6 protein-coding genes are annotated in these 15439 nt (G+C 58.4%); 3 read left to right on the forward strand and 3 right to left on the reverse strand.

The features are described 5' to 3' along the window. The first annotated feature begins 6 nt into the window (after nucleotides 1-6). The gene (locus tag DK261_RS12595) at nucleotides 7-753 is read left to right on the forward strand and encodes a hypothetical protein (RefSeq protein WP_041984085.1); all 747 of its coding nucleotides are present in this window, start codon (nucleotides 7-9) and stop codon (nucleotides 751-753) included. Between the two features lie 45 nt (nucleotides 754-798). Then, nucleotides 799-2091, forward strand: coding sequence for a transporter (locus tag DK261_RS12600; RefSeq protein ID WP_009048885.1), 1293 nt, complete (start codon nucleotides 799-801; stop codon nucleotides 2089-2091). Nucleotides 2092-2152: 61 nt separating this feature from the next. Here the strand turns inward: DK261_RS12600 and DK261_RS12605 are convergent, their stop codons facing one another. Continuing rightward, the gene (locus tag DK261_RS12605) at nucleotides 2153-3478 is read right to left on the reverse strand and encodes a sigma-54 dependent transcriptional regulator (RefSeq protein ID WP_009048884.1); all 1326 of its coding nucleotides are present in this window, start codon (nucleotides 3476-3478) and stop codon (nucleotides 2153-2155) included. A gap of 352 nt (nucleotides 3479-3830) precedes the next feature. Here DK261_RS12605 and DK261_RS12610 point away from each other — a divergent pair, with 352 nt between their 5' ends. Further along, nucleotides 3831-4097 (forward strand): hypothetical protein, encoded by a 267-nt coding sequence (locus DK261_RS12610; RefSeq protein ID WP_009048883.1) that lies wholly within the window; start codon nucleotides 3831-3833, stop codon nucleotides 4095-4097. A gap of 104 nt (nucleotides 4098-4201) precedes the next feature. Here DK261_RS12610 and DK261_RS12615 read toward each other — a convergent pair whose 3' ends face one another. After that, on the reverse strand, nucleotides 4202-4909 hold the full coding sequence (locus DK261_RS12615; RefSeq protein WP_110175786.1) for a 4'-phosphopantetheinyl transferase: 708 nt from the start codon (nucleotides 4907-4909) through the stop codon (nucleotides 4202-4204). 65 nt (nucleotides 4910-4974) lie between these two features. After that, nucleotides 4975-15027, reverse strand: a complete 10053-nt coding sequence (locus tag DK261_RS12620; protein WP_110175787.1) for a non-ribosomal peptide synthetase — start codon at nucleotides 15025-15027, stop codon at nucleotides 4975-4977. Between the last annotated feature and the right edge of the window lie 412 nt (nucleotides 15028-15439).

The following is a 15439-nucleotide window of genomic DNA, read 5'->3' on the forward strand; positions in this document are numbered from 1 at the left end:
CAGCAGATGAAAAGCGCTTACTGGCTGGCCGCTGCCTGCCTGGTCACAAGTTTTCCTGCGTACGCCAACGCAGGGTTCAAGCCTATAGAAATCAAGGACCAGGAACTCTCCGAGCTCCGCGGTCGCTACGTCATGCCGGGGCGGATCATCAGCTTCGGCATTGTCATGAGCAGCACCTGGCGCAACGCCTCGGGCGATCTGATCGGCGCCACGACCTCGATGCAGATCCAGCAATCGACGATCAAGCCGGAATTCTATGTCTCCACGATCACCGAAACCGGCAACGGCTCGACGCCGACCCAGGGCTCGGGCAACGTGATCGGCGGCGCGGGCCTGGCCACCACCCAGGGTGTGACCCAGAGCGTGCGCGCGGCGGGCGACCGCAATAGCGCCTATAACAACGTTTCCATCGACGTCAAGGAAGCCAGCCATGCTCCGGCGCTGGTGCCGGCGCAAGGCCAGCTATTGATGAGCGGGCAAACCATCAGCGGCAGCAACGCCGCGGGCAGCGTGGCCGTGTCCGCCACCGGTGGCGGCATCCAGATGGCCATCCAGGCCAATAACAACCAGGGCTCGGCCGTGCAACAAGTGGCCCAGGGCGGCTTGCTGCAGAACACTCGCCTGCTGGGCGATAGCAACCTGGTCAGCAACATGACCCAACTGAACGTGGTGCTCAACAATAACGGGGCGAGTACTGGCGCGTTGGATTGCAACCTGACCCAGCTCAAGGGCCTTCGCAACCTGGGATATTGAACTACGCTGATTCTCGATCATTAGGCTCAAAGGGACGGCTTACTCATGTATCGATCAGTCTCGCTGCGCGCAGTTGTATGTTTGAGCACGCTCTTCCCGGCTGCACTGCTGCAGGCAGCGCCTGATGCCGACGTAGAGGCCCTGAAACAAGAATTACTGGAGCTTAAGCAACGTTACGAAGTGCAGCAGAAAGCCCTGGCGGTATTGGAACAACGGGTACGCCAGGTCGAGGAGCAACCGGCGGCGCCACCACCGAAACGCCTGGCCAAGTCGCCAGCGGACATGCGTGGCAACCAGCAGGTGGCCGGGACCACGAGCAAAGGCCCGACCCCGGCCGGCGGCAGCTCCTACGGGGAATCGCTCAGGGATGATTCGCAACCGGCACAGAGCGTGTCCAACCTGTACGACGAAGCCAGCGGCTTCTTTGGCGGCGGCAAGTTCAGTGTCGAGACCGGCCTGACCTACTCCCGCTACGACACCCGGCAGCTGATTCTCAACGGCTTCCTGGCGCTGGATTCGATCTTCCTCGGCAACATCAACCTGGACCGGATCAAGGCCGACAACTGGACCCTCGACCTCACGGCCCGCTACAACCTGGACAACCGCTGGCAGTTCGATGTCAACGTGCCGGTGATCTACCGCGAGTCAACCTACCAGTCCGGCGGCGCCCAGAACGGCGCGGCGGGCGTCACCAGCGAAAAAACCGTGTCCAAGGACCCGACCCTCGGCGACGTGAACTTCGGCATCGCCTACAAGTTCCTCGACGAGTCGGTCAATACCCCGGACGCGGTGTTGTCCTTGCGCGTCAAGGCGCCGACCGGCGAAGAGCCGTTCGGCATCAAGCTGCGCCAGGTCCAGGACAACACCAACCTGTTCGTCCCGGATGACCTGCCGACCGGTAACGGCGTCTGGTCGATCACCCCCGGTATCACGCTGGTCAAGACCTTCGACCCGGCGGTGCTGTTCGGTACCCTCTCCTACACCCACAACCTGGAAGAATCCTTCGACGACATCAGCTCCACGGTCAACCTGAAGACCCCGGGCAAGGTCAAGCTCGGCGACAGCTTCCAGATCGGCATGGGCATCGCCTTCGCCCTGAACGAGAAGATGAGTATGTCGTTCTCCTTCTCGGACCTGGTCCAGCGCAAGAGCAAGCTCAAGGAAGACGGCGGCGACTGGCAGTCCGTGGTGTCCAGCGATGCCAACGCCGGTTACTTCAACGTCGGCATGACCGTGGCGGCCACCGACAACCTGACCATAGTGCCCAACCTGTCCATCGGACTGACCGACGATGCGCCGGATTTCACCTTCAGCCTGAAATTCCCCTACTACTTCTAAACACCAGGCAAAAAAAGGCCCGCGGCGATCACCTCGCCGCGGGCCTTTTCGTCGCACCGCCCTAGCGGATCTGATGCTTGTGCAGCAACCGGTAGAAGGTCGGGCGCGATACGCCCAGCACCCTGGCCGCGACACTCAGGTTGTCGCTGTGCCGATTCAACACATCGCACAGGGCCTGGCGCTCGGCCCGGTGCTTGTAGTCCTCCAGCGTGCCCATGGGCGCGATGCTCGCCTGCGGACTGAGCAGCCCCAGGTCCCGGGCCTCGATCTGCCGGCCCTCGGCCAGCACCAGGCCGCGCCGCACCCGGTTGGCCAGCTCGCGGACATTGCCCGGCCAGTCGTGTTTGCCCATGGCCACCAGTGCGTCCTCGCTGAAACTGCGCGGCCGGCGCCCGGTTTCCAGGCTATAGAAGTGGGAAAAATGGCTGGCCAGCATGCCGATATCGCCATGCCGTTCGCGCAATGGTGCGGTAACCACCTGCAACACGTTCAGGCGGTAATACAGGTCTTCGCGAAAGCGCCCCTTGTCGATCGCCGCCTCGAGGTCGACGTGAGTCGCCGCCAGTACCCGTACATCCACCGGGATCGGCTGGCTGCCGCCCACGCGTTCAATGTGTTTTTCCTGCAAAAAGCGCAACAGATTGGCCTGTAGCTCCAGCGGCAGGTCGCCGATTTCGTCGAGAAACAGCGTACCGCCATGGGCCGCCTCGATACGCCCGACCTTGCGTTGATGGGCGCCGGTGAACGCGCCCTTCTCATGGCCGAACAGTTCGGACTGGATCAGGTGCTCGGGGATCGCCCCACAGTTGATCGCCACGAAGGGCTTGCTGTGGCGCTGCGACTGCCGGTGCAGGGTCCTGGCCACCAGTTCCTTGCCGGTACCGCTTTCGCCGCGAATCAGCACCGGCGACTCGGTGGGCGCCAGTTTGCTCAAGAGTTTGCGCAAGTCGCGGATCGGTCGGCTGTCGCCCAGCAACTCATGCTCGGGCTGAGCGACATGGATGTGCCCCTGGCCACGCAGGCGGGCCATGCCGAAGGCCCGCCCGAGGGTCACCTGGACCCGCGAGACATCGAACGGCAGGGTGTGGAAATCGAAAAACCACTCGCAGACGAAATCGCCGACTTTCTGCAGGCGCAGCACCTCCGGGCTGAGCACCGCGATCCACTCGGTGCCGCTGCGGCTGATCAGGTCCTTGACCGCTTCCGGCCGCTCCAGGTGAAAAGCCTGCAAACGCAGCAAGCCGACGTCACAGCCGCGATCGACGGCCGCTTCCAGGTCACAACTGTCGACATCCCAGCCCGCCGTGCGTAATCCAGGCAGCAGACGATGGCAATCGTCGCACGGGTCAACCACTAAAAGGCGGCGTAAGGCGGTCGCTTCAAGCATGACTGTTCCTTGGCGCCAAAAAGAGGAAAAGTTATTAGAAACAGTAGTTTGGCAAACCTGGCTGTAACACTAGCAATTACTTGACGGGGGTCTTGTATCGATTGTTTATAGCGCCAATCACCATTTGGACTAACTGTTACATGGATCCAAAAGCCTGGTTTAATTCCGTGCGCCAATCTTTCATTCAGCTTTCAAAAGAAGGCTCTGCATCGCGGGTGTGAACAAAAGTTGTAAATTCTGGTCTTTCTATGTGACCTGATCCCTGGTTCGAGACATCAGTACAAGTAACCAGCCGAACGGTAAGCCCAACCGACGGCACATCATTTGATTGGGCACATAGAGAGAAGACCCCATGAACGCCCCGCTCCGTATCAACGAAGCACTTTTGATCGCCGACCGCGCATTCCAGCCATTCCAATGCGTCGCCTGGGCCCCACAAGACGGTAACGGCGAACTGAGCCTGACCGTCATCGACCGCACCAATACCCGTATTGGCCGCAAACAGATTCCAAGCAGCGCCTACTCCGACCCGGCGCAACTGGAAGACCTGCTGAAACAGGCCCGCGCCGAACTGAGCCAGGAAGGTTACAAACTGCAATCCTGGGCCATGCCGGAATAAACGGAAAAGACGGATCACTACCCAGTGATCCGTCTTTCTTATTCATCTGATATATCCTCCGCGCTTTTAGTACACCCCCCTGCGACATTTTGACTCACTCAGAATTAACTATCAGGATGAGTCCTGGACTTGGCGATGAGGGTAATTACATGGTTCGACTCGAACAGGTAACTCCCTCGCACCCGCCTACCCTTTCTCCAGGGCGCGCCAAGATCCTTATGAAGCTCGATGGTAAACCCGTCACTATCCAATGCCTGCAGAGACACATCCTTAAAGTCCAGACGGGCAGACGTTTGTGGATGGATAAACTTATAAAACGCCTCTTTTGCGGAGAAGATCAGCGTAGCGGTTTCAAGTAAGTTCAAGTGCGATGCCTGCATCTGCAATTTATCCGTCTGGGTGAAGACCAGATGTTCCAGCGACAGGAGCATCTCTGTACCCACGATCTTTTCGATGTCGATACCCAGCCCGCTCCATTCGGACTGCCACGCCACGCAGGCAATAACCCGTTCCTCCGTATGAGACAAACTGCCCAGAACGCCCTCGGGCCAGTCGGGTGCACCATCGGCCTTGCGCCCTACTGCCCATGTAGCGGCCCCCAGCTGGCCAAGCGCTTGGCGGGCACAATAGCGGCCCGCCAGGTACTCGACTCTCCTCGTGTGCACACTACGTTGAATGTCTACAGGCAGTTCAGCGCCATGTTGCAGCAACTGCCCCAGATCAATACGGCTTCTGTCCAGGCGGAGATAGACCATGCCGATGCCGTCCGCAATGAAATGCGTTGCCAGCTCGATGGGGTCAAGTCCAATCATCTTGTCATACCGTGGCTCTTTTCAGGACCGGCAGCGACCCACATGGCCGCTGCCGAGCTTCCTTCTCAGATTATTGATCCGGTAATGACCCTGATGATCTCGTCGCTGGATTCCAGAATGTTGTGATGATGGCAGGCAAGCGGGACGACGCTCAGCTGCGAGCAAGCCGCGCCCAACCCGTTATCCGTGACAGCAACAAGCGACTTCATCACAGAGCCCGGCAACTGCGGATTGGCCTGCATCGCCTTGAACAACGTGACCGTCGTCGCCTGCAATTTGACGCTCAACTGCCCTTGCGACAACTGCTCCTCCACTTCGGCGACCCTCCGGGCACGTTCGGCGGCGGCTCCCGTAAGCCCCAGCACTGGCAGCAGTGCGGCAAGCGGAATCTCCGCCGTGCCCTGCTGGTAGAAGCTATCGAGCAGATAGAGCGAAACAGCGGTAGCTCCCCGTTGCTCCAACTTGGCGGCAATTTCCAGGGCAATCAACCCGCCCAGCGACCAGCCAAGGATATGCACCCTGCCGGTATCCACCTGCAGTCCATTGACAATCATTTCATCCAGGTACCGGTCAGCCAGCGCCCCAAGTGAGCTGATCGTCGGCTGGTGATAAAGGTTGTGATTATCGATGCCCTGACAGTTCATCCTGCCCTGGAACTCCTGCGCGAGGGGATAGAAGACTTCGGCCCCAACCAGGGCCGGATGAATCATCCACAACACTGGCGCGCCGCTCTCTGCCGGATTCAACGGTATCACCAGGCCACTTTCAGTGACCGCCAACAGGTTTCTCAACGTACGGCACTGGAAAAGCCTGACGACAGGGATCGAGGTTTTCAGCAACTCCGACATCTTCATGCAGACCGAGATCGCCATGAGCGAAGTGCCTCCCGACCTGAAGAAGTCATCCGCCATACCGACCTGCTCGCGCTTCAGGGTGACCTGCCACAGCTCGCACAATTGCTGTTCCAGTCCACTGGCGGGTGCGACGTAGTGGTTCTGCTCTCTCTGCCCGGGGGCGGGCAACGCCTTGCGATCCAGCTTGCCGCTGGAGTTGAAAGGCAGCGCCGGCAGGCGTATCAAGACGGTCGGGATCATGTACAGCGGTAACCGCTGACTCATGGACTCCAGCAGCTCGGACTCCACCAGCGGCTCGTCACAGACGTAGTACAACGCCAGACGCTCTTGAACTTCATCCTTGCAGACGATGGCGCAGCAGGATTTTATCGGGTCAAAGGCCAGAGCCTGGCTTTCCACCTCCCCCAACTCGACCCGGTAGCCATTGATTTTCACCTGGAAGTCCATGCGCCCCATGAACTCCAGGTTACCGTCAGGTAGATAACGTCCCGCGTCCCCGGTCCGGTAAAGCCGCTCGTCCAGTTCAGGGTGGTAGATGAATCGCTCCCGGGTTATCGGCTCATTGCGGAAATAGCCTCGGGCAACGCCTGCCCCACCGATGTACTGCTCGCCGGGCAAGCAAGGCGGCAGCAAGCGCATGTGGCTGTCCAGTACATAAAAGCGCTGATGCGCCATGGCTTTGCCATAAGGCACGCTCGGCGCCAGTATCGGAGCATCCGGAATGTCGTAGAGAATCGACCAGATGGAACTTTCCGTCGCGCCGCCGGCACTGACCACCCTGCAACCTCGGTTCCATTGGCGGATACGCGCCGGTAGCGGTTTGGCAATCACCTCCCCTACCAATACCGCCGTACGTAGCATCGGCCAGCCATTTTCATCGGCCTGGACGGACTCGAGGTACTCCACCAGCAATGTCATCACCGAAGGCGCGGAGTTCCAGAACGTCACCCCATGGGTCACCATCAAACGATGCCAGGCATCCGGTTGGTAACGCTCCGCTTCCGATGGCATCACCATGGTGCCACCCACCGACAGCAAGCCAAAAATATCAAACGCCGAAATATCAAAACTCAGAGCACTAAGGGCCAGGCCACGATCCAGGGCATTGAGATTGAGCTGTTGAATGGTGTCGACAATGCTGTTCACCGCCCCCCGATGTTCAATGGCGACGCCCTTGGGGACACCGGTAGAACCTGAAGTAAAGATGACATAGGCAAGTTCAGACGCGTCGGGGAGCATGGGTTCACCCATACTCGCGGCGGGTAACATGGCAACCGCACCGTATGGATCGATCAATAGCAGCCTGGCCTCGGGTTCCTCCTTCCATGGCTTGCTGCTGAACACCACCCGGGTTTGCGACTGCCTGAGAACATCCCGCCGCCGACCTTCCGGCCAGGAGCTGTCCAGTGGCAGGTAAGCCTTGCCGGACATCACGATCGCCAGCACCGCGATGATCTGGGCCCGACCTTTGTCGACCATGACCGCAATGGTCTCGGCGTCCATGTCCACATGCTGGCGCAGCTGCAACGACAGAGTCAGAGCAGCCTGATACAACTCACCGTAAGTCAGCTCGCCAAGGCCGTCGATAATCGCAATGGCTCGCGGCTGCTGCCGGGCATGCTGGATAAAATCGTGATGGATCGCCCGTTCGAAATCATAGGCTGGCGGGCAGGACTTCCAGGCTTCGCGCTGCCGCCGGACCTCTACAGAGGGTACCAGTTCCAGCTGATTGATCCGCAAATGCCCCTCCCCGACGATCTGTTCAAGAATGCGCAGATAGTACCGAGACAGGCAGCTCATGGTTGGGGCAGTGAAGAGCGCGGTCGCGTAGTTGAATACGGCCTGCACGCGCTCACCTTCTTTCTGTATGTTCAGGGTCAGGTCGAACTTTGCCGCCTGGTACTGCTCCATCAGGCTTTGCGGTTCCAGCCAATCAGGCAACTTCGGGGTCTGCCCGTCATCCTCCAGCACAAACAGCACCTGGAATAGCGGATGCCGCGACAGATCGCGTGGTACCTGCAGAGCATCGATCAACTGCTCCAGCGGCAGGCTCTGATACTTCTGCACCTGAAGCACAGACTTGAAGACTTCGCGCACGTACTCGGACAACGGCATCTCGTCGTTGATCTGCGTACGCAACGGCAGGGTATTGACGAAGAAACCCACTACCGATCGGGTTTCCGTCGTCGGTCGGTTGGCTACCGGCGTACCGACCAGAACATCCTGCTGGCCGCTGAAACAGCTGAGCAGCAGATTGAATGCCGACAGGAAAAGCGCAAAAGGCGTTACGCCTTCCCGTCGAATGAACTGCTCGGCCCGAGCCATCAGCGCCTCGGGCAATACAATGCCATGGTTGGCCCCGCGGTGGTCAAACTGCGCCGGCCGCACAAAGTCGAGCGGCATCTCCAGCGTTTGCCAGCCCTGCAGTTGGTGCTGCCAGAAGGTTTTCAGTTCTGACAACCGAGCCGAATCGAGGTATTCACGCTGCCAGCAAGCGTAATCTCCATATTGCAGGAGCGGGTCCGGCAATGTCGGTTGCTGACCTCGTCGGTACGACTCATAGAGGTTTTGCAACTCCTCCAGGAACAGGTTTTGTGACCAGCCATCGAAGGCCAGGTGATGCACGACAATCAGGCTGTACAAGATCGTACTGCCGTCAGGCTGGCGGACCTCATAGAGACTGGCTCTGAGGGGAATTTCCGAATCGAGAGCAAATGGCCGGTCAATGTCGCCGAGCAACTGTTGTTGCCAGCCAGCGGCATCGAGCCGCAACTGCTGCACCCGCAACTCGTTGTCGGTCAACTTCGACAATGCGGTAAGAGCCGACGGCTGGCAAATGACACTGCGCAGCACGTGATGGCGGGCAACGATGGACTTCAGGCTCTGGCGATAAGCGCTCAGATCGACCTCGGCGCTCAGGCGGAACAGCATCGGTACGTGGTACAGATTGCTGCCACCGTTGAGCTTCTCGATAAACCACAGCTGCATCTGCGAGAACGACAGTGGCCAGGTATCACGCTGCAGCGCCGGAATCAGCAAAGGCCCGGACTCATTGCCGTTAAGCTTGAGGTAACGGCACAAGGCGCGGATCGTCGGATATTGCCCCAGTTCGCCCAGGGTGACCTCCCTCCGTAACCTGCGGCTGATCTGGTAACAGGCCTGGATTGCCAGAATGGAGTTGCCGCCCAGGGAGAAGAAGTTGTCTTCCACGCTGACGCGCTCCAACTTCAACAATCCACCCCAGATCAGGCAGCACTCGCGCTCCAGATCATTCTCGGCGGCGACCAGGGGGCGTTGTTCGCTCTCGGGCAGCGGCAGCGATTTTCGGGCGATCTTGCCGTTCTCGGTCAGCGGCATGCTGTCCAGCTGGATAAACGCCTTTGGCAGCATGTATTGCGGCAACTCACCACGCAGATACTGACTCAGCGCTTGAATGTCCACCGCCTTGGTAGCGACCAAGTAGGCCGCCAGATAAGGTTGCGGATGCTGAATCAATACCACGCAACACATGGTTATATCGGGATAGGACAGCGTGATGTTCTCGATTTCCCCCAGTTCAATGCGGTAACCGTTGACTTTGACTTGCTGGTCTATCCGCCCCATGAACTCGAGGTTGCCGTCGCTGAGGAAACGCCCGGCATCCCCGGTACGGTAGACGCGTTCCTGCAAGTGCTCATGCCAGAAGAAGCTGTCGGCGGTGCGCTGTGCATCCGCGTAATAGCCGCGCGCCAACCCTTCACCGGCGATATACATCTCGCCTTTCACCCCCACAGGCAGCGGTCGCAATTCAGCATCCAGAACATAGAAACGCTCGTGTGGCAACGGCTTGCCATACGGAATGCTGACCGACCGGACTGGCTCCTGCGGGACCTCATAAAGAATCGAGAAGACCGCCGCCTCCGTTGCGCCACCGGCGCTGCAGAAACGGCTGTGCGGGGCCCACTGCCGACAGCGCTCAGGCAATGACGTGGCAATCCAGTCCCCCCCTACCATCACCGCGCGCAACGCGGGTACCGGGCCGGAGAGAAGTCCGGCATTGCCGACATAGTCCAGCAACAGCTCCAGCAGCGCGGGCGCGCTCAGCCACACCGTAACGCGATGGTTGATGATCGATTGATACCAGGCCTGCGGGTTGACCCGATCGTTCTCGGCCGGCATGACGACCGCGCCCCCCACTGAAAGAGGGCTGAAGATGTCAAAAATGGCCAGGTCGAAACTCAGCGCGCTGAGGGCCAGGCTGCGGTCGTACGCGTCGATAGCGAAATAACGACGGGTACCTTCGAGCATATTCACCACACTGCGATGCTCGATCGCCACGCCTTTTGGCGTGCCTGTAGAACCAGAGGTAAAGATGATATAGGCCAGGCTGTCCGCAGCGGCATCGACGGCAGGCAAGAGCCGCGCCGGTGGTGGTAGCGTGAGGGCCTGCCCTGTGGCGCTCAGGCCGACGACATTGATCTGCGACGTCTCCCATGGCTCGCTGCTCAACAGGGTATTGATGCTCGCCTGGGCCATCACGCCCAGGCGGCGCTGCAACGGCCAGCCTTTATCCATCGGCAGGAAGGCTTTGCCACACATCAGCGCCGCCAGTATCGCCACAGGCTGCAGGCGTCCCTTGTCCGCGAGTATCGCAATCGCCTCACCTGTCATGCCGCCCTGCAAGCGCAACTGGGTAGACAGCGTCAGGGCCGCCAGATACAGCTCTCCATAGGTCATTTCACCCAGCTCATCGATCACCGCCACGGCCTGCGGATGCTGCTGCGCGTAACGGATGAAATCGTGCTGCAGAGTACGCTCGAACGAATACTCGAAACGCCGCTCCTCAGCCATCGCAAGCTGCGTCTGCATGTGCGCGGCGCTCGCCAGGCCAAGGCTTCTCAGCGGCTGCTCGGCCCCCTCGACCATCTGCTGCAAGACCGTGACGTAGTAGCCGGCCAGGCGACTGATCGTGTCCTGGCTGAACAGCGCGGTGGCGAAGTTAAACCGGGCATTGATCCGCCCGGCAACGGGCGTCAACGTGAGGGTCAAGTCGAACTTGGCCGTTTGCTCATACGCACTCAGATCCACCACCGAAAGCCAATCCGGGCAAGCGGCGCCCACCGTGCTTTCCAGAGCGAACATCACCTGAAACAGTGGATGCCGCGAAAAGTCCCGTGGCACTCCCAGGCGATCCACCAGTTGCTCCAGCGGAAAGCTCTGATGTTGTTGCACTTGCGCCGTATTGGCCGCGACCTGGCGGATAAACTCGCACACCGAGAGTTCGTCAGGCACCCGATTGCGCAGCGGCAAGCTATTGACGAAAAAGCCGATTAGGCTTTCCAACTCCGGCTGGCTGCGGTTGGCCAACGGTGTCCCCACCACGATGTCATCCTGGTTGGTATAACGTGCCAGTAACAGGGTGAAGCCGGCCAACAGCACGGCATGCAGCGTAACCCCTTCCTTGCGGGCCAACGACTCGAGTGCTGCCACCAAGGATGCAGTCAGCAGGACCTCGCAGTGACTGCCGCGTGCATCAAAAAACGTGGGGCGAAGGTAATCCGGAGCAATATCCAGCTGCTGGTAGCCATCCAGCGCCTGATCCCAGAATGCCAGGGCCTCGGCACTGGCCCGGTCATCGGACTGCTCACGCTGCCAAACCGCATAGTCGAGATATTGCACATCAAGCGCCGGGGGAGCTTGTTCCGTTTGCCCGAGGAAATATTGATAAAGCGCCGCCAGCTCCCGCAGCAGCACGTCCATTGACCAGCCATCGAAAGCAATGTGATGGAACACCAGAAGACTCACCGTAACCTCTGCCCCGACCTCATTCCGGTAGCGGTAGATCGCTGCCCGCAACGGCAGATCGCGCAGCAGGTCAATCGGCTGCTGTAGCGCCTGTTGCAGGCAGTCAGTGAACTGCACTTGCGTCACCGAATGGATCGGTACCGCCAGTTCCTGCTCGGTGACATGCAGATACGCCTCGCCCGTTTCATCCTGGCGAATCAGGCTCCGCAGCACCTGATGACGAGCCACCACCGCCTGTAAACTTTTGATGTAGGTCGCGCAGTCGGCATCGGCGGACAGCTGCAACAGCACCGGCGACAGGTAATGCGTGGCGCCACCCGACAGATTCTCCATAAACCACAAGCGCGACTGCTGGAAAGACAGCCGCACCTCGCTGCGCCCGCTCCTTGCGATCGAGGGTTCCGACAGCGTCCGCTCTTGCTGGGCAAGATGCTCACTCAGCAGCGCCACCGTCGGATACCGGTTCAGTGTCAGCGCCGATACTTTTATGCCAAGGGCCTTATAGATTTCATGGCACAACCTGATCGCCAGAATCGAGTTGCCGCCCAAGCGGAAGAAGTGATGGTCAATGCCTGCGTGGCTACCAAGCAGGCGGTTGAACAGCGCCAGCAACCGGCTTTCCAACTCATTGCCAGGCGCGCGGAAAGGGACACTCTGATCGATCATCGCCGGCTCGGGCAACGCTCGGTAATCCACTTTTCGACTGACCGTCAGCGGGATCCTCGGGATCGCCATCATCGCCGTTGGCACCATGTGGGCCGGCAATTGGGTACTCAACTGCCGCCACAACCCCTCGACCGTCAGATCGCTGCCGGAAGCGACGACGAACCAGGCCTGAAGCTGCGGCGCAGGCTCCTTGCGCGCCGTGACCAGTGCTTCGGCCACTCCCGGCACGGCACGCATCACACTCTCGATCTCACCCAACTCGATGCGGTAACCGTTAATTTTCACCTGCTGGTCCGCTCGGCCACAGTATTCCAGGCTGCCATCAGCCAGGCGCCGCACACGATCGCCGGTGCGATACAGCCGACGGTAGTCCGGATCCTGGCTGAAGGGGTTTTCGATAAACGCCGAGGCCGTCAGTTCCGGCAAATTGAGATAACCGCGGGCAAGGCCGATTCCCGCCAGGCAAAGCTCGCCTTCAACCCCCAATGGCAGCGGGTGAAAATGCTCATCCACCACGTAGCAGCGCATATTGGCAATGCCCAGGCCAATATTGCGGGCACCATTGTTTCGATACAGGTTGATGCTCACACTGACCGAGGCTTCGGTGGGCCCATACAGGTTGGCAACCTGCAAACCCGCCGCCAGATAGTGATCGAGCACATCCTGCGAAGTCGACTCCCCGCCTACGGCAAGGCAACGCAGAGAGTCCGGCAATAGAGGACGGGGACCAAGCAGTGCGGGCGGCAGAAGGCAGAAGTTGATTTGCCACTCGCGCATCTGCGCGGTGAGCAACTCAAGATCCAGGCGCTGGGGTTCGCTGGCGATACACAGGCGATGCCCGTTGTTAAGAGCGATGAAGACTTCGAACACATGCGCGTCGAAGGCCAGGGTGGCAAATTGCAGACAGTTCAGAACACCCTGCTCACGACTCAGCAGCCGGCGGCCATGACCCAGAATCATGTTCGCGGCACCCCGATGTTCGCACAGCGTGCCTTTGGGCTTCCCTGTTGTCCCGGAGGTATAAATGACATAAGCCAACTGCTCGCCGCTCACCTCGGGAAGCAGTATCGGCTCTTTGCCAGACACTCGGTCTCCCGGCCGATCGATCAGCAGGCAGTAGCTATCGGCCGTACTTTCCTTCAATGAGTTCTCAAGAGCCGTTTCGGTCAAGACAATGGGGCTGCCCACATCGCTCAGGATATACGCCAGCCGTTGCGCGGGGGCGTAAGGGTCCAAAGGCACATAGGCCGCGCCAGCCTTCATGATTGCCAGCATGGCCACGACTGCGTTGGCCCCCCGCTGCACATACAAGGGGATCAAGGTATCGGCCGGCATTTCCTCGCCGCAAATACGCAGATATTCCTCACGCAACCTACGCGCCAGGCCGCTGCTACGCTGCGCGAGCTCCCCATAACTGAATGCCTGCCGGCTGTCGACCAATGCCATCCGCGTGGGGTAAAGACGGGCATTTTCCTCAAAACCGGCGAACAGCGTCGTGACGTGCTCCAGCGGCACTTCACTGTCGTTATTGGATTGATTTTCTAGACGCTGCGCCTGCTCTTCGGATAAATATGGCATCGTGGAAAGCGGCCGATCCGGCTCGCTTAGTGACGACCACAGCAAATGTTGGTATTGCTCCGCGAGTTCAGCCATTTGTACCGCGTCGAATAGATTCGCGTCATACCTGAGCCTGAACTCAAAGGCGTCTTTCGACTGCTGATACTCCAACAACAATTCAGTGCCTGCCAGGTCGTCATTGAAGCGATGATTGACCTGTGCCCGGCAACCATCAAATGTCAACGGAAAATTCTTCAGAAAACCCTGGGAAAAACTGACGTTCAATTCGGCAACCGGACTCTCGCTGAGCATGTAATGAACCGGCAACTTGGAGTGGCGCAGCCGTCCCGAGACCTTAAGTTTTTTCGTATAGTCGAGGGTCGTTTTATACAAGCTTGAAAAGTTCGAATCAGCAAGTAACGCCAAGGGAAATACCGCGGTATTCACCTGCCCGCCATAATAGACTTTTTCCCCTCCTTCCGCTGCGACAGGATAGGCGATGCAAACTTTTTCCTGCCCCGTCTGACGGGCAATCAAGATCGCCCACAACGTCTTGAATATTAGAAAATGATTGGCATATTTGATCCCGGCCTTCAGATCTCGCCAGTCGGCGAACGAGACATCAAAACGCACTTCGCCCGCTGTCTCTTGCCTCTGTCCGGAGGATATGCAGGGCAACTCGGCACGCCGCGGACAACCAGACAACAAGTCGCGCCAGAACCCGGTCGAGTCAAACCGCCCACGCAATTGAGCAACGTCATCTTCATAGCGCGCATATAAATCGAGGAGATCACTAAACGTCTCTGCCGGCGCGAGCCCAAGCGGGCCCTTGTTGTAATATTCAGATAACAAGGCATAAAACTCGTCGCCAGACAGGCCATCCAATAGCACGTGGTGTACGACGACAAGAAAGTTGTAACGTCGTTCGCCAGTCTTGATCAGATGGAAGCGACAGAGAGGCCCTTGGCGGAGGTCAAAGGGAGTACGTACCAGGGATTGGGCATCGCAGGGTGAATCGAAATACTCGAGGGTTATGGGGTTATCGGCTTTCACCCAGAAAAGCTGTCCATCTTTTTCATCGAGAACATGATTAAACAGAATATAGTCTCGACTTATACCCTCTACGGCCAAACACAGCCTGTTTAAATCCAGATCACCTTCGATGTCCTGATCCAGAACCAGGTTATATTCGCATGACTGCGGCTTGATAATATATTCATCCCAGAAGATCCTGGTGTAAGGCGAGGCAGAAAACATACGATATCCTTAAGGTTTATTAGAGTGAGCCTTCACGTCTAAACTGATCGCCGCATTTTAACGAGAGACTCTCTCGCCACTAAAAACAAGACTACGATTAAAAATCCTTTGCCTTGGGCCAAAGCCGAAAAGCGTGCCTGTTTCTTAATTCAATTATGTTCCTCTTACCCCCAGCCCAACCCTTCATCTGCCTTTCACCCGCACAGACTCCAAGTTAAATAAATATTTATGATCACCAATCGAGAAAGATACGCACTCACGAATTCTCGCGAAATAATATATTTAACGAAAACCCAATATCTATAAGATATTTCCTTTGCACTCATAAGATAAAACTTAACTAAAAAAGAGAATCAAGCAGAATCTCCACGGCAATATCTGAACACAAGGACTGGGTCCTATCCGGGGTTAT

The organism is Pseudomonas sp. RW409 (assembly GCF_003184125.1).
Classification (GTDB): Bacteria; Pseudomonadota; Gammaproteobacteria; order Pseudomonadales; family Pseudomonadaceae; genus Aquipseudomonas; species Aquipseudomonas chlororaphis_I.

Coding starts and splice junctions, on each gene's coding strand:
- DK261_RS12600 (WP_009048885.1), top strand. CDS start 799: ATGTATCGATCAGTCTCGCTGCGCGCAGTTGTATGTTTGAGCACGCTC.
- DK261_RS12620 (WP_110175787.1), bottom strand. CDS start 15,027: ATGTTTTCTGCCTCGCCTTACACCAGGATCTTCTGGGATGAATATATT.
- DK261_RS12595 (WP_041984085.1), top strand. CDS start 7: ATGAAAAGCGCTTACTGGCTGGCCGCTGCCTGCCTGGTCACAAGTTTT.
- DK261_RS12615 (WP_110175786.1), bottom strand. CDS start 4,909: ATGATTGGACTTGACCCCATCGAGCTGGCAACGCATTTCATTGCGGAC.
- DK261_RS12610 (WP_009048883.1), top strand. CDS start 3,831: ATGAACGCCCCGCTCCGTATCAACGAAGCACTTTTGATCGCCGACCGC.
- DK261_RS12605 (WP_009048884.1), bottom strand. CDS start 3,478: ATGCTTGAAGCGACCGCCTTACGCCGCCTTTTAGTGGTTGACCCGTGC.